This window comes from Acinetobacter sp. CIP 64.2 (assembly GCF_000369645.1).
Classification (GTDB): domain Bacteria; phylum Pseudomonadota; class Gammaproteobacteria; order Pseudomonadales; family Moraxellaceae; genus Acinetobacter.
Genome location: NZ_KB850122.1, coordinates 528,374 through 550,546, shown reverse-complemented (window position 1 = coordinate 550,546; position 22,173 = coordinate 528,374). Strand labels below are relative to the sequence as shown.

The window sequence follows — 22,173 nt, the reverse complement described above, 5'->3', positions numbered from 1 at the left end:
AGAGATGCGTTTTAGTATAGATTTCTTGGTTTTTTATGCTATAAAAAAACCTCAATAATTAAACTTGAGAATAACAAATGTCTGAACAGAAATATCATTGGTACTTAATTGGTTATACCTTTAGTGATAAGAGCAATAACGGCAGTACTCGGAATTTTAGTATTCAATTACCCTTGGAAACATTCCTTCCACCCGTCTCGAAGTCAAAATTAAATGAGTTTAATGTCATCGGAGCAGAGTGGATCAAAAAGAATGATCCTACGAGCCAGCCTGAGAATTTATTTGCAATCTCCATCAGCTATTTGGGAGAAATGACACAGGCACAGTTCAATACTTAGAGATGAAGGTCTGGTTGATTTAACTCTTAAAAGTTTAGATTGATAAAACGCTAATTTTAGTGATTGGCGTTTTTTAGGTTAAATTATTTATTTTAAATAGTCTTTTTTTGTATAGAAAAACTAATCTAACTGAAAAAACTTTGAATTAAAAAAATTAGGTTTTTTAAAATTATTGCTTTGTTTAATGTTATTTTATTAAATAATTTTTAGTATTTTTAGCTTTTGAATTAATTTTAGGGTTGCTATTAATTTTAAATTATTTTTGCTTTGGTGTTAATGTGAAACTTATTATAAAGTGTTATCTTGTTGTGCGCATTTTTGGGTGAGATATGATGTAAGACGTTATTGTATTTTTATCCTGTTTTTTACTTTATTTTATGTCTTGGTAATATGTGGGTTATTTTGTTTTATTCTTCAATTAATTGATTTTAAATTAATAATTATAGATTTTAGGTAGTATGGAATTTTATTTAAATCTTCTATTTTTAGCATAGAGTGTTGTTTGTTTTGGTTCATATGGTGGTATTGATGAACTGATTTTTTTATTCATTATTCTGGAATTTTATGATTCTTATTATTTTTGATTGTAATACAGATAATTAAATTAATCTAATATATAGCTTTAAAAATAATAAATAATGATATGCTTATTTGTTAATTGGTTCACATAGTTAAGTGATTAATCACCTTTTATCAGGAAGTAAAATTTAATATTTGATAAAAATATGTTTATGGTTATATTCAGAATACATATTACTAAATCAGGTAATGTGGAATTTCAGGATGAAATAAAATGAAAAAAACAGCAATAAAAATTGCAATAGCAACGACTTTAATGACTTTAACTCACCTAACTTATGCTCAGGAATTCAAGCGGTTCTCTGTTTCAGCAGGCTGGTTGCATGTTATGCCTCAGGGTAAAGCAAATCCTTTTAATATTAATACGAATGTTAAAAATGGAACTGTAGCCAAAGTTGGAAGCATTTCAACGAATAGTTTCTTGAACTCGGTTGACCCTAATACAACTATGACGGATTTAGGAGGAGAGGTCTGGAATTTAAAAGATACTCTTACCGAGTTTCTGGCACAGCCTGATATCCAAAACCAACTAACTGATGGCAATGGGAATGTTTTAGCTGAAGTTTCGGGCACCGCAAGAATTAATGGATTAGAAAACTGGCAGCAAAAAGATGCAGGCCTAGAAGTTGATGACGTAGATACATTGGGTCTTATGTTTAATTATTATATAAATGACAATGTGTCCTTACAGCTAATCGGTGGAGTACCTCCTAAGGTTGATATTAAAGGCAAAGGTGAAATATTTGCGCCATTAAGTGGACTAGCTATGTCATCGGCAGATTTAGTCAAATACCTGTTTCCTGATGGCATTGAATTAGGTCAAGCAATTCCTATTACTAACTTAGGGAATAAATCTAATGCTGCAACGGCTCGTGCATGGACACCAGCAATAGAAGCACAATATCAATTTGGTAAAAGTGGGGTAGACAAGTTTAGACCATATATTGGCGCTGGTTTAATGTATGCCCATTTTAATCAAATTAAGCTAAATGGCGGTATTCGATCTGATCTAATCTCGGCTGGACATATGATTCAGAATGTATTAGATGGAAAAGCAGGGGCTGCATTGGACCGGAAAGTATCCAGTGCTGATATGACTGTTAAAGTTGATGCCGATGATACAATTGCACCAATTGTTTCGGTTGGTTTTACTTATGACTTTAATAATTCTTGGTATGGTGTTGGCTCTGTCTCGTATGCCAAGTTGAATAACGAGGCAACAATTAATGTCGTTAACAAGAATACAGGGAATAAGTTAATTCACGCAACGACTAAGATCGATATTGATCCGCTCATCACCTATGTTGGTGTAGGTTATCGTTTCTAAAAAAGGTATTTTATTGCAAGGATTTTTCGAAAATACAAATATAACTAAAGTTTTTTAACTATAAATGCTCATTATCATCTGTGATTTTGAGCATTTCTGTTTTTTGAATTTTAAGATAATTGGGCTCATAAAGTATAAGCAAGCCAAACAATCAATTAAAGGTATACTTGGCGGTATTTACTTCATTTTATGATATACGGATACAAGATGAGATCTTTATTGAAATCTGCCATAGCTGTTGTTTTGTTTGGTTCTTCGCTGTCAGTTACTATGGCTGCGACTCTTGAAGAGCAGGTTAAATCACTATCAGAAAAGGGATGGCAGGTTGGTGTATCTATTTTAGATATGGAGAATAAAAGGATTTCTATCAATGGAGACAAACGGTTTCCGCTAGACAGTACTGTAAAAGCTCTTGCTTGCGCTCATGTATTGGCTCAGGTTGATGCAAAAAAACTTACGTTAGATCATTCAAAAACGATCCGACAAAAAGATCTTGTTACATACTCACCCGTTGTCAAAGATTATGTAAATAAAAAATTGACGATCAAACAAGCGTGTGAAATTACAACGGCATATAGTGATAATACGGCAGCGAACTTTGCTATTGAGGCTGGCGGGGGGCCTGCGGGTCTCACTTCATTTATGCGTTCCATTGGTGATGAGGTTACGAGATCCGATAGATATGAGCCAGATCTGGTTATTAATCCAGAAGGTGATATTCGAGATACAACGAGTCCTAATGCTATGAATGATAGTATGAAAAAGTTATTAATGGGTGATGTATTATCTAAAAGCTCGAAAGAACAATTAAAAGAATGGATGATAGGAAATAAAGTTGCAGACAATATGTTGAGAGCAGCTTTACCTAAAGGATGGAAAATCGCAGATCGTACCGGTGCCAGTGACTATGGCATTCGGGGAATAACTTCTATGGTTTGGTCAGAAAATCATGCACCTGTTTTTATTAGTATTTATGTAAGAAAGAGTGAAACCTCTTTAGATGAGCGTTCAGCGGTGATTAAACTATTAAGTGAACATATAGTAAAAGAGCATTTGCTTAAATAAAGAACAACATTTGTTTGTTGAGCTAAAAAGCCCTTTGGAGAGGGCTTTTTAGCCCAACTTTATTCATCTGAGCTGTTTAATTGATAGGCACTTATATTGGCAGACTTATAATAGCCAATACGTTCATAAACAGGTGCACCGGCAGGAGTGGCATGCAGTAATGTGCGCTTTAATCCTGTTGCGTTATGACCTTCAATTAATGCGTGTCGTACAATTGCTTCACTATATCCTTTACGTTGAGCGTTAGGAAGTGTTGCAACCAAAGCGAGGTAGAGCACGTTATCGATTTGAGCGGTTGATGCAGCACATACAGGCTGGTTATCAACATAGCCGACAAAAGAGTAAGCGTTATCAATCCATACATTGCCTAATCCCGTACGCCCCCATGCAATGTCAAATCCATAAGCTAAACAGTTCATATCTGAAAAGTCATTAAATTCTGACGTTGAGGTTACTCTTTTAATTTCTAGCCCTTTAATTGGTTTCGGTTCAAGCGGCAGGATATCTCCAGCCATCCCATTAAGCGGCATAACATATGCTAGACCAACATCCTTAAGTATTTGATCAAAGGAAGTTGCTGCTTCACCCGTGATGAGATCATTACATATATTAAGCAAACCACCGTTTTCTTTCTTTTTCATACGGTCTACGACTGTTTCTAATCGCTGTTTTAGGATCGTTGAGTCACTAATTTCACCAGTTAAAAATGCCGCATTTGAAAAAGGGAATTTTGAGTCTTCCCAACGCATTGCAATACCAATTTCTTCATACTGATCTGCTGGATTAGAACTATTGAATAGTTCTTTCCAAGCACGTGTGTATCCATTTATGGCTTCGAGGAGATCTTTATTTTTTGACATGAAATTACCTTATCAAGTGGAAAAATTATAAAAACAAAAAAATGATAAATAACTTATTAAGAACAGATGGTTGAATTAACCATTGTTATAATTTATAGCGTAGTTTGATTCTGAAATCATCTACTGTGACAAGCATAAATGTAATTTAATTCACTTAATTTAAAGGATCTACCTCGCTTAAAAACTGAATGCAAAAGACTATGTGGGTGCTGTTGATCAGTTCCTACAATGGAACAAAGGTGGCGGCAAAGTTATGAAAGGGCTTGTTCGCCGCTGTGAAGCTGAATGTGAGCTGTTCATAAAAAAGTAATTTATCACTGCAGGCGCTCAGTGATTTCACTACTCTTAAGCGCCTGCATTGTGTGCTTTTTATCTGGATGCACAGCACATATGACCAATAACAATATTCATGTCGGCATATGTGTGAAAGCCCTCTGATGAGGGCTTTTATGCATTTCATAGAGTTGATTTCTAAAATTATAGTTAATTAATCTTCATGAAATAAATAACATCATTTACTTGAATCGGCTGCTCTGCAAAGGGGACGATCACAATACAATTTGCAGTAAGAAAAGGTTCGATCTGATATGCGTGCTGCTGTTCAATGATTTCTAATGAATATTGACCATCATCTTGCAACTGATATTTACCCCATAACAATTTTCTTTTATTTTGATCAGTTTCAATCTCTTGATTGGTACGACCTTTAATAAATATTCTGTTGAGAAAATCGGGATCATGCTTATTTAAAACATACTTCACCATGAGATGCATGAGTAAGGCAATATCTTGCATATCACCAGGTAAATTGATGATCGTCGCCTTATCTTCTGTGGTGATGACTCTTGAGCCTTTATGGTTTCCCTGATCATCGTACAGTTGAACCGTTTCACGCACAGGAGGTGTTCTAGGCATACTCCTAATGATGCTCATTTCATTCGCAGGGATAGAACGTGTTTGGAAATTTGAGGTCATACTGCTAGGATCAAAGGCAGCAAGTCCACCGATTGAAAATACTGAACCACCAATGTCCTTATGAGAACACAGAATCATCACATCAAAATTAGGAATATGATCTTCAAAAAATTGATTATAATCCTCCCAATTAGTAGTTAATGTATCATCTAAAGTTGGATCTCCGTGCTTCTTAAGGCTATTAAATGCTGAATCATAACGCTGTGGTTTAAGCAGTTTTATCTCAACGTGGTTATAGCCCCACGTTTTTAATAAGTCTTTAACATACAAGCTTTCTTCACAAAGTGTATGCTCATCATCAAAAGTATGCATGCTAACAACAAGAATTCGTGGATCTCTATAAATTGTTAGTTTGAACCGTACCGGGTTTGTCGGAGACTTTTTTATTTAAGTTAGGCCACCTGACCTAACGGGTTAATCTTATCATAGTACATTGCTTCAAACTCAAAAGGCGATACATAACCCAGTGCACTGTGTACACGCTTTTTATTGAACCAATCTACCCAGTTTAGTGTCGCAAGTTGTACATCTGCTAAACCTTGCCAATCTGCTTTTAAATATTCAATCACCTCTGTTTTGTATAAGCCATTCACCGTTTCAGCCAGAGCATTATCGTATGAATCACCTGTCGTACCGACTGATGCTCGTAAATTTGCAGCATCTAAACGATTGGTATAGCGAATAGAAAGATATTGAACACCTCTATCGGAATGATGAATCACATTCTTTGGCATGCCTCGATCGTGCAATGCTTGCTCCAATGCATCGAGCACCATATCTGTATTCATCCGTGTAGATACTTTCCATCCAACAATTGCTCGTGAGAACACATCAATAATAAAGGCGGTATAGACCCAGCCTGAATGTGTTTGAATATACGTAAAGTCACTGACCCATAATTGGTCAGGTCGATCAGCACTAAAATTCCGTTTCACTAAATCATCTGCTCGTTTTTGATCATCTCGGCTACGGGTGGTTTGTTTATTCTTACCACGCCAAACACCTTGTATACCTAGCTTTTGCATCAATCGAGCAACTGTACAACGTGCAATAACATAACCCTCACGTTTCAATTTTTGCCAAACTTTACGTACACCATATCGACCTGAACTTTCTTTCCAAATACGTTTGATTTGCTCTGCATGATGTAAATCATGCAGAGCACGTTTCGCTCGATGTTCTGGGTTATCAACGAAATCTAAAGCCCGATAATAGGTCGAAGCTGCAATCGGTAAAATTCTACAAATCGCTTCAACACCATATAACGCCTTATTGTTATGGATAAAATCCACCATTATTTGTGTGGGCGGTCGAGCTCCGCCTGGGCGAAAAAAGCGGCTGCTTTACGTAGAATTTCATTGGCACGTTTTAATTCTTTAATTTCACGTTCCATTTGCTTCATTTTTTCTTGGTCAGATACCTGTTGTACTTTGGCGGGATTTTGTTGATCTAAGTATTTTTGATACCAAACACGAAGTGTTTCAGGAGTACAGCCAATTTTAGGAGCAATTGCGGAAACTGCTGCCCAATTCGATGGATAATCTTTTTCAGATTCAATTAGTAATTGAACCGCTCTTTCTCTAATTTCGGGGGTATAGTTTGGTTTTTTCATCGGAATAGTCTCTCAGAATATTGAGTCTCCGACAAACCCGGTACGGTTCAGAGCTTGAATTCTAGGGTTGGTTACAACATCTGGTTTATCTTTACGATAAAAGTTGCCCTTAAAGTGTGTAGGATTAACTTCTTTAAAATTGCTTTTGGTCCAGTCCTTGACCTCAATAGCAAGTAAACCATGGGTGGGGAGCCATAAGATAAAATCGGAATAACGTCCTAAAGCCTCTGTCTCATACCAGACAATAGCATCTTGATCTATGAATAGGTCTTGTAAAAATTTATAAACTTTTTTTTCGCCCGGTGTGATGTTGTCTACGTTAGTTAGTGTTGTAGGCACCATGTCTACCATGATTTATTTCCTTGTTCACTCGTTAAATCAAAATTTTCTTGTGCATTGTTGGCTGCTTGCTAATTAAACAAACATTATAAGATCATAAAATGATACCGTAACAAATAGTGTAAATGATACCCCTTAATACCCTCAGAGTGGGGTATTTTTTGCTGATAGAAAAATAATTCCCATAACGTTTTAAAAAATTTCCTAAATTGTTTTTTTGGTTTTAATCAGAAATCTTTTGAAAGGAGTTAATTTTGAACATACAATACCCCACTATGAGGTATAGTTTAAATTTTCATTAAGCGGACTATTATTGTTTGAAAGCTTTTTGAAAAATTTGAAGGCTTAGCAGTGATCTAAGCATAAATGATCAAGTAAAAAGTTGGCATGTTAGCTGACTAAATAAATTTTAAAAGTTTAACAGCAGGAATTTTTAATATGTCAATATGTGCTACTTATCATGAATTGACGGCATCAGTTGAGTCTTTGGTGCGAGGTAATCCTAAAGCAATAGCTACAATCAATTTATATGAATATTTTGAAAAGTTAGTTGAGTGGGGATATATTGACTTTAAAAGAAATTTTGCAAATGATCGGTTTTGTGGGTTGATATCAGATATTCATTTTGATAGTGCTGATTTAGCAATTAAATTTACATTTATCATTGCTGACGTAAATGCAGATAATCAAATTGCTCGGAATTTAGAGACCAATAAAACTCGAACATTAAGAAGAACTAGCATTGAAGGTGCAGATAAGCGCATAAATGTTGTATTAAAAGTAGATAGAACAAATAAAGCAATTGCCAAAATAGCCTTAGAGTATGAAAGAGGTATTTCAGTAACTAAACTTATTGATACTTTAAATTACTTCTTTGGACATGCTAGAAAGCATGGAGGCTTTGAAGACTATTTTGTTGGAAATGATCCTGTTGAAAGATATCAAAAAGGTGCCAAAATCGGTCAGCCTAAACCATTGTCTTATAAACCAAAGTTAGAAATCAAATCTGAAGTAGATCCAAGCATCATCAAAGCTTTTGAAGACGGACGCATTCAGCATGTAGACTTTTACAAGCAAGCACAAAATAATACAGTTTTTGATGCTACAGGGCACTTTACGCAGGACAAGATTCGGGTATCAATGAAAGTAGATACAAAAGTCATAGATCCTAATTCTAAGTCGAAAGAAGGTGATCTTAAAGATGTATTTAGAAGGTTTAGGAAGGGGCAGCCAGATATGTAAGGCTCTGTCTTTACTATTAATTTTAAAGATGATAATGGAAGTCCTCGTACAGCAGAATATGATGCTGAAGATGAAGTCTTTCGTTTAGTCAAGAAAGAGTATTTTCCTGAAGAACTACGACAAGCTATGTCGGAAGATGATGAGAATGGTGAAAACCCTGCTCGTACCAATATTAGGCTGTGTGATAGAATGCTAGCTAAAATGTAGTCCAGTCTCTAGAGGGGGTAGTTATGCTTGAATTGATTTTTAAGCCATTAAACTATCTTAGCATAAGATGGGATAATGGGATTATTAATAAAACGAGATTTGATTTTGTTATACCTATTATAATTTCTATTTTAGTTAGTGTTCTTTTTACTACAATATGGTTTTTGGTTGGAACACCAAAAGCCAATATCTTTACAAATGATATTTCATACTATTTAATCTGTTTTTTGCAAACAATGCCAGGTTTTTTTATTGCTGCATTAGCTGCAATTTCCACTTTAAATAGCTCGACTATGGATCAGCCAATGGCTGGTGATCCACCTAAAGAGAAATATGTGGAGCATAATCCATATCAGGTATTTTGGATTGACATGAATCGTAGACGGTTCTTGGCTAGGCTATTTTCTTATCTTACTTTTATTAGTATTGTAATATTTGTATTACTGCTATTAATAAGATTTTCTTATAGTTTAGATATATATAGTACGAATACCTATTTGATTTTTTCTACATATTTTGTTGCTTGTTTCTTAGTTGCATTTGGACTTGTTCAACTCATAATGATGACTTTTTTGAGTCTCTATTATCTAGGTGAAAGAGTTCATAAAAACTAGATGAAAAGCCCCTATAGGGGCTTTTTTTATGTTTTTTTTCTTGCAGATGCTCTTCTTAATACCCTAAGTTGAGGTATATTTAGGGTTTGAGTGAAAGGATGTGAGTTGCTAGATAATGGAAATTGTAATTGATGATGAAATATTAAATATAGTTCATAAAAGTATACAGCAAGATGTAAAGATGTTGGCTAGTGGTTCTCACTTAATGTTTACAGCATTTAAGAAACCAATACCATTAATGAGAAATTTAATAAGTCTAATGGGGAATAATTTTGAAATTCAAGATATAATTTTTAGTAAAAACCCTAAAATTCAATCAATAGTAATACAACTATATGATCTGATTGTACATGATGATCCTAGCCAAAAAATATTTCATGAATTTATTGTGGAAAATATAATAAATATAAATATAGACAAAAGTATAGAAAAAGAAGATATGCGAGATTTAATGATTAATGTAATTAAATGTTTTTCATCACATGATTTTTCTGATTGTAAAAACAAACTTATTCAGGATATGGCTGAAGAAGTTATAAATACCCAACTTTATCCAAGTATTTTGAAAGGAAAAATTGACAAGTATTTTGATGAAAAAAAGTCGGAAGGTATGCTTATTATTGACAAAGAATTTTTTCTCACAATTATGGGTGAATCTATTTTTTTCATTCAATCGCTAACTGATTTAATAGGCCTCGAATTTTTTAAACAAACTCAGATAGTTATTGATCCTAAGATTGAGGAGTTTATTAATGTTCATAATAAAGTGAAGGCTGCAAAAGGAGGAATCAAGAAAGCCCAAAGTGCAAGAGAATTAATGCAACCTATAAAAGATAGAGTGCTTAGTCTTTATTGTACACCTTCTTTAGCAAACCGAGAGCGGTGGCGTAGCAGAAATGAGTTCGCACAATATTTTTGTATGAATTACAACCGAAGTATTGCAGATGAAAGTAAATGGCTTAAGGAATCAACAGTTAAAAATTGGGTTAAAGAGTTTTTGGAAAGTGAATAGTCTACTAGCAGACTATTCACTTTACTGGCAGACAAGTTTAATTGCTGGCAAGTGAGCTAAACATTTTAATAAGCCGTTCATACTAGCCTCATCCACACGATGAGGCTTTTTTATGAATCAATTTAATTTAGACTTCCCAGCAACTTCTTTAATTGCTGAATTAAGTTGGACATCATCAACACCTTGGTTATGTAAAGCAGTTAATAAATGCTCCATGCTTTTAGCAACAAGTTTTGTAACCATTTCGGCACTATCAGAATCAAAAGACATAGGTGTATCGAAACTTTCCTCAAGCCTAGAAACCATTTCAGCACTTTGTGAGCGATTATTTTCCTCCGCAGCTTTTTCAATTTTTTCTTTTAATTCAGGCGGAACACGTAATCTAACGATGGTGTGATCAGCTTGGTTACTCATGAATGACCTCGAAAGCCACAAAATGTGGCAAATATTATAACGAACTTATTTACATTACCACAAAGTGTGGCTATATTAGTTAAATGCCACAAATTGTGGCATTTGGAGTAAAAATGAAATCTAGAGAGTTTGTATATATCAAAGGTCGGCTTGATGCTGACTTACACAAGAAGCTGAAAGCGAAAGCTCAGCAAGAAGAACGCTCAATGAATTATTTAATCAATAAAGCAGTTGAGTTAATGGTAAACCAATCCCAAGAGGTAAAAGTATGAATGCAATTGTCCCAGTATTGATTCAATGTATGACAAGTTTAGAAATTGCTGAACTTGTAGAAACTGAGCACCGAAATGTAAAGGTTTCGATTGAAAGGCTTATGAAAAAAGGTGTAATACAACATTCGCCAATGACGAATGTCGAAAAAATCAATAACTTAGGTCTAAGAATTACAGTTGCTATTTATCAGTTCGTAGGTGAACAAGGTAAACGAGACAGCATCATTGTAGTCGCTCAACTTTGCCCAGAGTTCACAGCTCGCTTAGTAGACCGCTGGCAAGAGCTAGAAGCTCAAGTTGCTAAACCAATTGATCCAATGAAACTATTGGCAGATCCACATGCTTTACGAAATGCTTTGCTGACATATTCAGAAAAAGTAATTGAGTTAGAGCAGCAAGTGGAAGTTATGCAGCCAACTGTTAAGGCTTTTGATCGTATTGCTAAAGCGGATGGGAGCTTTTGCCTGCGTGACACAGCAAATAACTTACAAATGCGCCAAAGTGATCTAATCAAATGGCTCCAGTTAAATGGTTGGATTTATAAACGTCCGGGCAATGTCGCATGGCATGGTTATAGCGATAAGCTACAGGCAGGTTATCTGGAACATAAAACCGAAGTGATTACTCGTCCTGATGGCTCAGAAAAGATCACAGAGCAGGTGAGAGTAACGCCAAAGGGACTGACCAAGCTTTCAAAGCTTTTAGGAAATCACAATGCATAATTCAGACAATAAAAAAGCCCTTGATAATTTCTTGGCGGAAAACAAAGGGCTTCGTGTTGTCATCGCATGGAGCAATAAACTACATGAACAGTATGACGCAGTTAGTAGCTGAAAATCAAGCCTATGATGCAAGTGATGTTGCTGAGGGCTTTGCACTGGCATATGAGCAAGTCGCCGATATTGCAGCAATGTTGGATGCAATCCAGTACAAGCAAGAGCGAACCATTGAATATCTGGCCAAGGTCTACAACGTACCTGAATCCGTATTTAAAGAAATGATTAGACTTTTTCGAATCACTGAAAGCATGATTCAAGATTCCATGACTTTCAGTAAAGAGCAGGAGGACACCTATAAAAGCTTAGATGAAGGCAAGGCTTCTTAACTTGTTGACCTCTACTGAAACCGCTTCTTTAAGCGGTTTTTTTACGTTTTTGGAGCAGGTATTTCTGTCAATTAGCTTCTGTCAGATCGGCAAACTCAAAGCTCAAAGAAAAAAATGATATTGTGAATATTTTGTGAAAATTTTGTGAAGGTGGAATTTTAACCAGTAAAAGAACCAAGCAAAATACTGGAAAATTCTATAAAATAAACAACATGATTCACTCAATTTAAAAATTGGCTATTTATATAAATGACTGATATCGAAATAGAAACACACCCATTACAACCATTTTTACCTTCAAATGCGAAGCTATTGATGCTGGGCAGTTTTCCACCGCCACAAAGCCGCTGGAAGATGGATTTTTACTATCCTAACTATCAAAATGATATGTGGCGTATCTTTGGTCTGATCTTTTTTAAAGATAAAGATCACTTTTTAGATTTACCCAATAGAAACTTTAAAGAACAACTGATCCGTGAGTTCTTAACCCAGATTGGCATTGGAATTTTTGACACCGCTTACCAAGTGAAACGCTTGCAAGGTAATGCCTCAGATAAGTTTTTAGAAATTGTCACACCTACAAATCTATCTAAATTACTCGAGCAAATACCACTGTGTCACACCATAATGACAACGGGGGATAAAGCAACAGATACGCTGATGCAGCATTTTCCAGAACAAGTAAATAAGCCTATGATTGGACAATCTGTACAGGTAAATTTTGCTGATCGTGAGCTGAATCTATATCGCTTACCTTCATCATCACGGGCGTATCCTTTAGCACTTGATAAGAAAGCAGAAGCATACCAACAGTTTTTTGAGCAAATTGGTTTAGTGTAGTTGTATAAGTGGATAATGTGCTACATCATCCATTCCACTGGAAAATAAGACACAACATGCATGGTGAAACGCTGGAATCTGGTGCTTTCAGGGTCATGATGATGCTCAACCACTTCACCATTTTGTTTATGTTCATACCAAACAATGTTGCCATTTGAATCAAGTTTCAGTTGATATGCCACTTGTAATAAATGCTGATCAAGCATGGCGGTAATTTGGTCTTGTAAATGGTCAGATTCAACCACTAAACCAACTTCTGTATTTAAATGGGCGGAGCGGGGGTCGAAGTTAAATGAACCAATAAAAACTTTTCCGTCTACATCAAAGAATTTAGCATGCAGACTAGAGCGATTCTTGCCTTTAACCGGAATCACACTACCAGTGGCAATTTCATACCAAGTCCGTTTTTTACGTTCAATATTCGGCTTAAACTCAAAGAGCTGCACGCCACTTTGTAATAGTGGTTTGCGATATTGGCTATAAAAAGAATGCACTACGGCGACATCATTGGCCACCAAGCTATTGGTTAGAACACGAACCTTGATACCATCTTGAGAAAGTTGCTTTAAATATGCTGTACCCCGTTTGGTAGGAACAAAATAAGCAGATACCAACTCCATATGTTGTTCTGGTTTTCCCATAATGTTGAGAACTTGCGAATATAATAATTGCTGATCTTTTGCTTGCCCTAAGGCTTTATTGGGATGATCGGCCACAAAATGTGCTTTCGCCCATTGGATTGGATAGTTTTGCAGACGTAGTTTTAAATAATCTTGAGCGGCTTCGAGTTTATCGTCAGTTGGTGTATTGATTTGATCTAAAGCTTTATAAGTATTTCTTAAACGCTCTAATTGTTGAGGTGTACCAGAGCCCATTAATTGTTCAGTCGAATAACTCAGATGATTTGTCCAGAACTCATCAAACACCTGTTCCGCTCGATCAACGGCTTTTCCGTAGAATAAGATATCCATGTCACTAAACTGGAATTGATCACTGGCTTCAAAATATTCGCTACTGATATTACGACCACCTGTCACTGCAATCGAGTAATCGGCGATGGTGAGTTTATTATGCATACGATGATTGATTTGTTTCAGTCTAAATACATAATCAATAACGCGTAAGTGTCTAAATTTATAAGGATTAAAAATACGGATTTCAAAATTTGGATGCTGGGCGAGGGCTTTTAGGGTTTTATCCAGTTTTATGCCATTTTGATCATCAATCAATAAACGGACTTTCACCCCACGATCAGCCGCTTTTAACAGCTCATGCAACATCAGGTTGCCAATCGCATCATCATTCCAAATATAGTATTGTAAATCAAGTGTATGCTTGGCATTTCGAATTAAGTGAATACGAGAAGCAATACTTAAAAAGGCATCATCTAAAGCTAGATAAGCTGTTAAACCCTTTTCAATATTGAGATCGGCTTGTGGATCATTCATCCACTTTGTTTTAGTGTGCAAGGAGTTACTCCGATCATGTTTCTGATTGGGTGGCAAAGAACAGCCACTAATTCCTAACATGATAGCAAGTGTGATGATCTTGAAATGGTATGATTTGTTTATCATTTTATTGATCAAACGTGCGAGCCCAACAGTAATTTATAGCTAATTGATTTTCTTATATATCTAAATGTTATTCATTTCCAAGCTTTAAATGTAAATCTTATTATAATCAAAATCTTATCGCACTCCTCATTTCTTTCTCCGTAAATAACTTTCTGTAAACTAAGTTTTATAGAATATAAATCAGTAAATATTGAGCTAAATTACTATACTGGTGTATAGTATATTTTTGGGTTCAATCTGGTCTCATTATGCCTAAACAACTAGAGGATAAAAAAAAGATTCTCACACGTGTAAGGCGAATTCAAGGTCAAGTCCAGAGCGTTGAACGTGCTTTGGAAAATGACACCGAATGCGCTGATATTTTGCAGCAAATCTGTGCAGTTCGTGGTGCATTAAATGGTTTGATGACTGAACTTCTCGAAATTCATTTAAAAGATACTTTGGTTGTCGGTGAATCTTCTGAGTTGCAACGCAGTCAAGAGCTGATTCAAGTCAGTAAAATTCTTAAATCTTATTTAAAGTAAAAAATAGGGCAACTGAAATATCAACCGACCCTAAGGAGTATCATTGTGATTAAATCCCGTGCAGCCGTGGCTTTTGCCGCAGGCGAACCATTACAAATTGTAGAACTTGATGTTGAAGCACCGAAAGCAGGTGAAGTTCTGATTAAAATTACTCATACAGGTGTGTGTCATACCGATGCCTTTACGTTATCTGGTGATGATCCTGAAGGTGTTTTCCCTGCAGTGCTGGGGCATGAGGGTGCTGGGGTGGTGGTTCAGGTCGGTGAAGGTGTGACCAGTGTTGCGGTTGGTGACCATGTCATTCCGTTGTATACCGCTGAGTGTAAGGAATGCCTATTCTGTAAATCGGGTAAAACCAATCTCTGTGTTGCGGTTCGTGCCACTCAAGGTAAAGGTGTGATGCCAGACGGTACAACGCGTTTCTCTTATAATGGCCAACCGATTTATCACTATATGGGCTGTTCAACCTTTAGCGAATACACCGTTGTTGCGGAAGTCTCTTTGGCAAAAATCAATCCTGAAGCCAATCATGAACAAGTCTGTTTATTGGGTTGTGGTGTAACCACCGGGATTGGTGCGGTACATAATACGGCGAAAGTACAGGAAGGCGATAGCGTCGCTGTCTTTGGTTTAGGCGGTATCGGCCTTGCTGTGGTACAAGGCGCTCGCCAAGCCAAAGCAGGACGTATTATCGTAGTGGATACCAATCCAGATAAATTTGAGTTGGCAAAACAGTTCGGTGCCACTGATTTCCTCAATCCAAAAGAGTATGAGCAGCCGATTCAACAAGTAATTGTTGAAATGACGGGTTGGGGGGTTGACCATTCTTTTGAATGTATCGGCAATACCAATGTGATGCGTTCAGCACTGGAATGCGCACATCGCGGCTGGGGACAATCTGTGATTATTGGCGTTGCTGGTGCAGGTCAGGAAATCTCAACGCGTCCATTCCAGTTGGTGACAGGACGTAAATGGATGGGAACTGCTTTTGGTGGGGTAAAGGGTCGTAGCCAATTACCAAAAATGGTAGAAGACGCAATGAAGGGTGAGATCCAACTTGAACCATTCGTAACACATACCATGCCGTTGGACGATATTAATGATGCCTTTGACTTGATGCATGAAGGCAAGTCGATTCGTACCGTGATTCATTTCTAAATTTTAAAGATAAGATTTGATGGTGTGCGATACATCATCAAATCTTGAGTAGATCTTGATGTCAAAACCACGCTTAAAACTGCATGTTCGTATTCTATCTGATGAACAGATTGCCTTTGGCCCGGGTAAGGCAGAATTATTGGATGCAATTCAGCGTACAGGATCAATTTCTCAAGCCGCAAAATCCATGGATATGAGTTACCGCCGTGCATGGCAACTGGTGGATACCATGAATCAATGCTTTCATTCCAATCTGGTCGACACCCAAACAGGCGGAACGCATGGTGGTGGTGCAGTGGTGACCGAATTGGGGCAAGTCGTGCTCAAAAAATTTAGAGCGATGGAACAGCAAGCGATTCAGGCAGTAGCGGCTGAGTTCGAAGAATTATCTAATTATTTGAAAGTAAATAAATAATTTTATAAAAATAATTAGCTTAAATGAAACTTCCCCAAATTTATTGTTCTCAATTTTACTTGTTGAAAATGTTCTGACCTATAAGGCATAGGCATTATTGTGGTACGTGTTTTGGCACCCGTGTTGAGCCATGTAAGTTATCATCGATCCAAGTAAATAATTAAGATATTGATTATTATATAAAAAATAAAACTGGCACGCTTTCTGCTTCTATCTATTCAAACTTGTATACAAGATAGGATTCATAAAGTGAGCGAACTAAAAACTTTAGGCTGGACAATTTCTGAATGGCAAACGGCGTATTCAAAACAAGAGATCCAGCTGGATATTTTAAAAGAACTGGTTGCAGCGATTGATCCTAATGATGTTGCTTGGATTTCTGTTGCAAGCAGCGATTTGTTGCAACAACAAATCCAATCCTTAACGCAACGAACCCAAGATACGGATAACCTGCAAAAACAATTTCCGCTTTACGGTATACCATTTGCCGTTAAAGACAATATTGATGTGGCTGGTTTTGTCACCACAGCAGCTTGTAAGGCACTCACTACAGTTGCCACCCAAGATGCTGAAACAGTGCGTCTACTCAAACAAGCGGGTGCGATAGTCATTGGTAAAACTAACCTTGATCAATTTGCAACAGGGTTGGTTGGAACACGTTCTCCTTTTGGAGTAGTACCGAATAGTTTTAAATCTGAATATGTCAGCGGTGGTTCAAGTTCAGGTTCGGCCAGTGTAGTGGCACGTGGTTTGGTCCCATTTTCTCTCGGGACTGATACCGCAGGATCGGGTCGAGTTCCTGCAGCCTTCAATAATATTGTGGGTTTAAAGCCGACCAAAGGTCGTTTTTCCAATCGCGGCCTATTACCCGCAGTAAAAAGTATCGATTGTATTTCAATCTTTGCCTTAACTGTTGCAGATGCTGAATTAGTTGCCGCCCAAGCCGAAGTCTATGATCCCTTAGATAGTTATTCACGTCAGCATCCTAAGAATGTACCGGCACGCTTTTCAAGTCAGTTGAAGTTTGCAATTCCAGATCAATTGAACTTCTTTGGTGATGAGCAGGCAGAAAAAGCTTTTTTACAGACCATCCAATTACTGGAAAGTTTAAATGCTGAAATTACTCCAATTGATTTTTCAGCTTTTCAACAATTGGCGGCACAGCTTTATCAAGGCTCTTGGGTCGCTGAACGTACTGCTGCGGTCAAAGATTTACTCAAAAGCAATGCTGATGATTTTGATCCGACGGTACTGGAAATTGTGCGGCAAGGTGAAAAATATTCTGCTATCGATGCCTACAACGCTGAATATTTAAGATTGGATTTGGCTCGAAAGATTCAGGACAGTTTGGCTGAATTTGATGCGTTGATTGTGCCAACTTCGCCAACGATTTATACCATTGAACAAATACAGCAGCATCCGATTGAATATAACGCACATTTCGGCACGTATACCAATTTCACCAATCTCGCCGATTTAAGCGCATTGGCATTACCCGCTGGCTTTAGAGCAGACAACTTACCATTTGGTATCACTTTGATTGCACCTGCTTGGCATGATGCAGCCTTGGTACATTTTGGTAAAGCTTGGCAAAACTACTTGGCCCTGAAACTCGGTGCTTTAGATAAAACATCATCGATCAGTGCACCAACTTTGGTATCTCCTCATCATATCCGAGTCGCGGTTGTCGGTGCACATTTGACCGGCATGCCATTGAATTTTCAGCTCACCACACGTGGTGCAGTACATGTCGAAACCACCAAAACCTCTCAGGATTATGCCCTATATGCCTTAAATGGCACTGTTCCCCCAAAACCAGGCTTGGCACGTCAGCAAGAGGGGCAAAACATCATTGTCGAATTGTGGGATGTACCTACAGCGCGCTTTGGCGAGTTTGTGGCAGAAATCCCAACGCCGTTGGGCATGGGTAATGTTGAACTGGAAGATGGTCGCTGGGTCAAAGGCTTTATTTGTGAGCCGTATGGCTTAGGTGATGCAGAGAATATCAGCCATTTTGGCGGTTGGAGAGCTTATATCCAGCATCGCAACAGTCAATCAGCCAATGCAGCCAACTAATTTTTAAGGGGAATCATCATGTTTAAGACCGTACTTATTGCAAACCGTGGTGAAATTGCTGTCCGTGCAATTCGAACACTAAAAAAATTAGGTATCACCAGTGTCGCGGTCTATTCGGAGAGTGACCGTTATGCTCAACATGTGCAGGATGCAGATGTTGCAATTGCACTGGATGGATTAAAGCCTGCTGATACTTATCTCAGCATCGAAAAATTGATTCAAGCTGCTAAACAGACTGGGGCTGAAGCGATTTTTCCGGGTTATGGTTTCCTGTCTGAGAGTGCAGATTTCTCTCGTGCTTGTGAAGAAAACAATATTGCCTTTATGGGGCCAACCGCAGAGCAGATTCTGGAATTTGGTCTAAAACACCGTGCACGTGAACTTGCCGCAGCAGCTCATGTTCCAATGACACCCGGTACAGGCTTACTGGACAGTTTAGAGGAAGCATTGAGTGCGGCTGAGCGTATTGGTTATCCAATCATGCTAAAAAGCACTGCTGGAGGCGGTGGTATTGGTCTCACCCGTTGTGATACTCCACAAGCACTCACGGATGCTTATGAAAGTGTGAAACGTCTAGGTGAGCAGTTCTTTAAAGATGCAGGTGTGTTTATTGAATGTTTTATTGATAAAGCACGGCATGTCGAAGTACAGATTTTTGGTGATGGTCAAGGTCAAGTTGTGGCATTGGGTGAGCGGGATTGTTCATTGCAACGCCGTAACCAAAAAGTGGTTGAAGAAACGCCTGCGGCGAACTTACCTGAAGCAACCCGTAAAAAGTTACATCAGGCCGCAGTGGAACTGGGGCGCTCTGTCAATTATCGCAGTGCAGGAACGGTTGAGTTTATTTATGATGCACAACGCGATGAGTTTTATTTCCTTGAAGTGAATACACGTTTACAGGTAGAGCATCCTGTGACGGAAATGGTGACAGGTCTCGACTTAATCGAGTGTATGCTCAAAGTCGCGGCAGGTGATGCCTTGGATTGGGACTATCTCAGCAATATCCAACCGCAAGGTGCTGCGATTGAAGTCCGTGTCTATGCTGAAGACCCTGTTAAAAACTTCCAACCAAGTCCAGGTATTCTGACCGAAGTTTCTTTTCCAGAAGGTATTCGCGTCGATACTTGGGTCAAAACAGGGACCGAAATATCACAATATTTTGATCCTATGATTGCCAAGATTATTGTACATGCCGAAGATCGGGCAGCTGCAATTGAAAAATTAAAAGTAGTTTTGGCTGAAACCCGTTTAAATGGTATCAGCACCAACTTGGATTATGCTCGAGCCATTGTTTCAGACCAACGTTTTGAGTCTATGCAAATCTGGACACGGATGCTCGATGATTTCAACTATTCACCAAAAGTGATTGAGGTGGTACAAGCAGGAACATTGAGTTCAATTCAAGATTATCCAGGACGTACTGGTTATTGGGATATCGGTGTACCACCTTCAGGGCCAATGGATGATTATGCCTTCCAGCTGGCCAATCGTATTGTCGGTAATGATGCCAAAGCAGCGGGCTTTGAATTTACCTTGGTCGGGCCAACTTTAAAGTTCCATGCCGATACCACCATTGCACTGACTGGTGCAAGCTGTACAGCAGTGTTAGATGAGCAACGCATTGCGTTTTGGCAGCCGATAAAAGTCAAAGCCGGTCAAACCTTAAAAGTTGGGCAAGTGGCATCAGGCTGCCGCACTTATTTGGCCGTGCGTGATGGACTGGATGTTCCCTTATATTTGGGTAGCCGTTCAACCTTTGCATTGGGCAATTTCGGTGGTCATGCAGGACGGACTTTACGTGTTGGTGACATGATTAAAATGGTTGATGCAGAACTGGCCAGTGCCGAATTACCGCTGGCAACAGATACACCACAAGCGCTATCCAAAGACCTCATCCCTGAATATAGCAATGAATGGGAAATCGCCGTGTTGTATGGGCCGCACGGTGCACCTGATTTCTTTAAACCTGAATATGTGGAAGAGTTCTTTGCCTCTGAGTGGACGGTGCATTTTAATTCAAACCGTTTAGGGGTCAGACTTTCAGGTCCAACACCAAGTTGGGCGCGAGAAAATGGTGGTGAAGCAGGTCTACATCCATCCAATGTGCATGATTGTGAATATGCAATTGGTGCGATCAACTTTACCGGTGATTTCCCCGTGATTTTGGCAAAAGATGGCCCAAGTCTTGGTGGTTTCGTTTGTCCAGTTACGATTGCCAAAGCCGAGCTGTGGAAAGTAGGCCAACTGAAAGCCGATGATAAAATCCGTTTTTATCCAATCACGGCAGAACAAGCCAATGCGTTAGAACGGGAACAAATTGATAATATCCAAAACTTTGCAGATGCTGCCAAAGTTGTTGAAACCATTGAGCCTGCTCAAGATGTCTTTAGCACCATTTTAGCCCAACGTGACCCAACCGAGCTCTCGCCAAAAACCGTGTATCGCCAAGCGGGTGATAGCTATATTTTATTAGAATACGGTGAAAACGTTTTAGATTTAGCGCTACGTTTGCGTGTGCACCAACTGATTCAGATGATTCGTAATGCCAATTTGGCAGGCGTTTTGGAACTGTCACCAGGGGTCCGCTCATTACAAATTAAATATGATGGTCTGGTGATTCCTCAAGCCGAACTGATTCAGCAATTGCTGAAACTTGAAGAGCAAATGGGCGATTTAAGCCAACTGAAAATTCCATCACGTATTGTGCATTTACCAATGGCTTTTGAGGATAGTGCCACTTTAGGCGCAGTAGAGCGTTATCAGGAAAGTGTCTGTGCCAAAGCGCCGTGGTTACCGAACAATGTTGATTTTATCCAACGGATTAATGGCCTAGCACATCGTGATGAAGTGAAAGACATTATTTTTGATGCCAACTATTTAGTGTTAGGTTTGGGCGATGTTTATCTGACGGCACCATGTGCGGTACCAATTGATCCGCGCCATCGTTTACTCAGCTCTAAATATAATCCTGCACGTACCTTTACTGCAGAAGGCACTGTCGGTATTGGTGGGATGTACATGTGTATTTATGGCATGGATTCACCCGGTGGTTATCAGTTGATTGGACGGACGCTGCCGATCTGGAACAAGTTTAAAAAGAACAAGCAATTTGGTGATAAACAATGGTTCTTGCAATTCTTTGACCAGATTAAATACTTCCCTGTGACTGAAGCTGAATTGAATGAATGGCGTGCAGATTTTGAAAATGGTCGCGCTCAAATTCAGATTGAAGAAACCGAGTTTGACTATGCAGAGTATGTGCAGTTCTTGGACAATGAAGCGGAAAGCATCGCCGCATTTAAACAGAAGCAACAACAGGCGTTTAGTAGTGAAGTCAGTCGTTGGAAAGAGGAATTTGCTGCACAACCGGAACAACATGTTGAGCAAGCCAATCACGTCGATTACAGTCATCTTTCTTCATTAAATGCCTCAATGACAGGAAATATCTGGAAGATCTTTGTGGAACATGGTCAAGAGATCAAGAAAGGGGAAACTGTTGCGATTATTGAAGCCATGAAAATGGAGTTACCAGTTTATGCAGAGGAAGATGGTATCGTCAAAGCCATTATCTGCCGAGCAGGTCAAACCGTACATAGTGGTGAGCCATTGGTATATATGGAATAAG

At 38.3% G+C, this 22,173-nt stretch carries 20 protein-coding genes, 2 pseudogenes and 1 other annotated feature; of the genes and pseudogenes, 16 read left to right on the top strand and 6 right to left on the bottom strand.

Annotated features, from left to right (window positions below; all coding sequences use genetic code 11):
• The first annotated feature begins 77 nt into the window (after window positions 1-77).
• From F895_RS08540 to bla, 3 genes are all read left to right on the top strand, one after another.
• Window positions 78-338 carry a hypothetical protein gene (locus F895_RS08540; protein ID WP_005241707.1) on the top strand — a complete coding sequence of 87 codons (261 nt, stop codon included), beginning with the start codon at window positions 78-80 and terminating at the stop codon, window positions 336-338.
• A gap of 793 nt (window positions 339-1,131) precedes the next feature.
• Entirely contained in the window at window positions 1,132-2,244 is a 1,113-nt protein-coding gene (locus F895_RS08545; protein ID WP_005241706.1) for an OmpW/AlkL family protein, read from the top strand.
• A gap of 207 nt (window positions 2,245-2,451) precedes the next feature.
• Window positions 2,452-3,309 (top strand): class A beta-lactamase, encoded by an 858-nt coding sequence (gene bla, locus F895_RS08550; protein WP_005241705.1) that lies wholly within the window; start codon window positions 2,452-2,454, stop codon window positions 3,307-3,309.
• Window positions 3,310-3,368: 59 nt separating this feature from the next.
• Here the strand turns inward: bla and F895_RS08555 are convergent, their stop codons facing one another.
• Window positions 3,369-4,169 carry a GNAT family N-acetyltransferase gene (locus F895_RS08555; protein WP_005241704.1) on the bottom strand — a complete coding sequence of 267 codons (801 nt, stop codon included), beginning with the start codon at window positions 4,167-4,169 and terminating at the stop codon, window positions 3,369-3,371.
• Between the two features lie 181 nt (window positions 4,170-4,350).
• On the opposite strand from F895_RS08555, the pseudogene F895_RS20295 reads away from it, so the two are divergent.
• Window positions 4,351-4,479 (top strand): annotated as a pseudogene (locus F895_RS20295) (glycoside hydrolase family protein); the annotation flags it as partial.
• Between the two features lie 173 nt (window positions 4,480-4,652).
• On the opposite strand, the pseudogene F895_RS08560 reads toward F895_RS20295, so the two are convergent.
• The 3 genes and pseudogenes from F895_RS08560 to F895_RS08575 all read right to left on the bottom strand — a co-directional run.
• Window positions 4,653-5,498 (bottom strand): annotated as a pseudogene (locus F895_RS08560) (molybdenum cofactor biosysnthesis protein MoeA); the annotation flags it as partial.
• A gap of 38 nt (window positions 5,499-5,536) precedes the next feature.
• Window positions 5,537-6,756 (bottom strand): IS3 family transposase gene (locus F895_RS08565; protein WP_107114716.1). Its coding sequence is split into 2 segments (ribosomal slippage): window positions 5,537-6,480 and window positions 6,480-6,756, totalling 1,221 coding nucleotides; the frame shifts between segments, so codons are not numbered across the junction.
• Window positions 6,365-6,481: a sequence feature (AL1L pseudoknot), on the bottom strand. Its footprint overlaps the gene before it by 117 nt.
• Window positions 6,757-6,768: 12 nt before the next feature.
• A complete protein-coding gene (locus tag F895_RS08575; RefSeq protein ID WP_005241701.1) occupies window positions 6,769-7,107 on the bottom strand; it encodes an NERD domain-containing protein in 339 nt (112 codons plus the stop codon).
• Between the two features lie 426 nt (window positions 7,108-7,533).
• Between F895_RS08575 and F895_RS08580 the strand changes: the two genes are divergently transcribed.
• From F895_RS08580 to F895_RS08590, 3 genes are all read left to right on the top strand, one after another.
• On the top strand, window positions 7,534-8,337 hold the full coding sequence (locus F895_RS08580) for a hypothetical protein (protein ID WP_005241700.1): 804 nt from the start codon (window positions 7,534-7,536) through the stop codon (window positions 8,335-8,337).
• A 230-nt stretch (window positions 8,338-8,567) separates the two neighbouring features.
• Window positions 8,568-9,158, top strand: coding sequence for a hypothetical protein (locus F895_RS08585; protein WP_005241699.1), 591 nt, complete (start codon window positions 8,568-8,570; stop codon window positions 9,156-9,158).
• Between the two features lie 115 nt (window positions 9,159-9,273).
• A complete protein-coding gene (locus tag F895_RS08590; RefSeq protein ID WP_005241698.1) occupies window positions 9,274-10,170 on the top strand; it encodes a hypothetical protein in 897 nt (298 codons plus the stop codon).
• Between the two features lie 117 nt (window positions 10,171-10,287).
• On the opposite strand, the gene F895_RS08595 is transcribed toward F895_RS08590, so the two are convergent.
• The gene (locus tag F895_RS08595; protein WP_005241697.1) at window positions 10,288-10,584 is read right to left on the bottom strand and encodes an Arc family DNA-binding protein; all 297 of its coding nucleotides are present in this window, start codon (window positions 10,582-10,584) and stop codon (window positions 10,288-10,290) included.
• Between the two features lie 113 nt (window positions 10,585-10,697).
• Here F895_RS08595 and F895_RS19915 point away from each other — a divergent pair, with 113 nt between their 5' ends.
• From F895_RS19915 to F895_RS08610, 4 genes are all read left to right on the top strand, one after another.
• Window positions 10,698-10,856 (top strand): toxin-antitoxin system HicB family antitoxin, encoded by a 159-nt coding sequence (locus F895_RS19915; protein WP_005241696.1) that lies wholly within the window; start codon window positions 10,698-10,700, stop codon window positions 10,854-10,856.
• The gene (locus tag F895_RS08600) at window positions 10,853-11,578 is read left to right on the top strand and encodes a phage antirepressor KilAC domain-containing protein (RefSeq protein ID WP_005241695.1); all 726 of its coding nucleotides are present in this window, start codon (window positions 10,853-10,855) and stop codon (window positions 11,576-11,578) included. Before F895_RS19915 ends, F895_RS08600 begins: the two co-directional genes overlap by 4 nt.
• Before the next feature lie 83 nt (window positions 11,579-11,661).
• The gene (locus tag F895_RS08605) at window positions 11,662-11,961 is read left to right on the top strand and encodes a hypothetical protein (RefSeq protein WP_005241693.1); all 300 of its coding nucleotides are present in this window, start codon (window positions 11,662-11,664) and stop codon (window positions 11,959-11,961) included.
• Window positions 11,962-12,210: 249 nt separating this feature from the next.
• Window positions 12,211-12,801, top strand: coding sequence for a uracil-DNA glycosylase family protein (locus tag F895_RS08610; RefSeq protein ID WP_005241692.1), 591 nt, complete (start codon window positions 12,211-12,213; stop codon window positions 12,799-12,801).
• A gap of 20 nt (window positions 12,802-12,821) precedes the next feature.
• Here the strand turns inward: F895_RS08610 and F895_RS08615 are convergent, their stop codons facing one another.
• Entirely contained in the window at window positions 12,822-14,330 is a 1,509-nt protein-coding gene (locus tag F895_RS08615; RefSeq protein WP_005241691.1) for a phospholipase D family protein, read from the bottom strand.
• Window positions 14,331-14,623: 293 nt separating this feature from the next.
• Here F895_RS08615 and F895_RS08620 point away from each other — a divergent pair, with 293 nt between their 5' ends.
• The 5 genes from F895_RS08620 (at window position 14,624) to uca (ending at window position 22,172) form a co-directional block, all read left to right on the top strand.
• Window positions 14,624-14,899 carry a metal/formaldehyde-sensitive transcriptional repressor gene (locus F895_RS08620; RefSeq protein WP_004653592.1) on the top strand — a complete coding sequence of 92 codons (276 nt, stop codon included), beginning with the start codon at window positions 14,624-14,626 and terminating at the stop codon, window positions 14,897-14,899.
• Between the two features lie 48 nt (window positions 14,900-14,947).
• Complete coding sequence (locus F895_RS08625; RefSeq protein WP_026040171.1) at window positions 14,948-16,057, top strand: S-(hydroxymethyl)glutathione dehydrogenase/class III alcohol dehydrogenase; 1,110 nt, start codon at window positions 14,948-14,950, stop codon at window positions 16,055-16,057.
• 58 nt (window positions 16,058-16,115) lie between these two features.
• Window positions 16,116-16,472, top strand: coding sequence for a winged helix-turn-helix domain-containing protein (locus F895_RS08630; protein WP_005241689.1), 357 nt, complete (start codon window positions 16,116-16,118; stop codon window positions 16,470-16,472).
• Between the two features lie 249 nt (window positions 16,473-16,721).
• On the top strand, window positions 16,722-18,548 hold the full coding sequence (gene atzF, locus F895_RS08635) for an allophanate hydrolase (protein ID WP_005241687.1): 1,827 nt from the start codon (window positions 16,722-16,724) through the stop codon (window positions 18,546-18,548).
• An 18-nt stretch (window positions 18,549-18,566) separates the two neighbouring features.
• Window positions 18,567-22,172 carry an urea carboxylase gene (gene uca / locus F895_RS08640; protein ID WP_005241686.1) on the top strand — a complete coding sequence of 1,202 codons (3,606 nt, stop codon included), beginning with the start codon at window positions 18,567-18,569 and terminating at the stop codon, window positions 22,170-22,172.
• Window position 22,173: the final 1 nt, after the last annotated feature.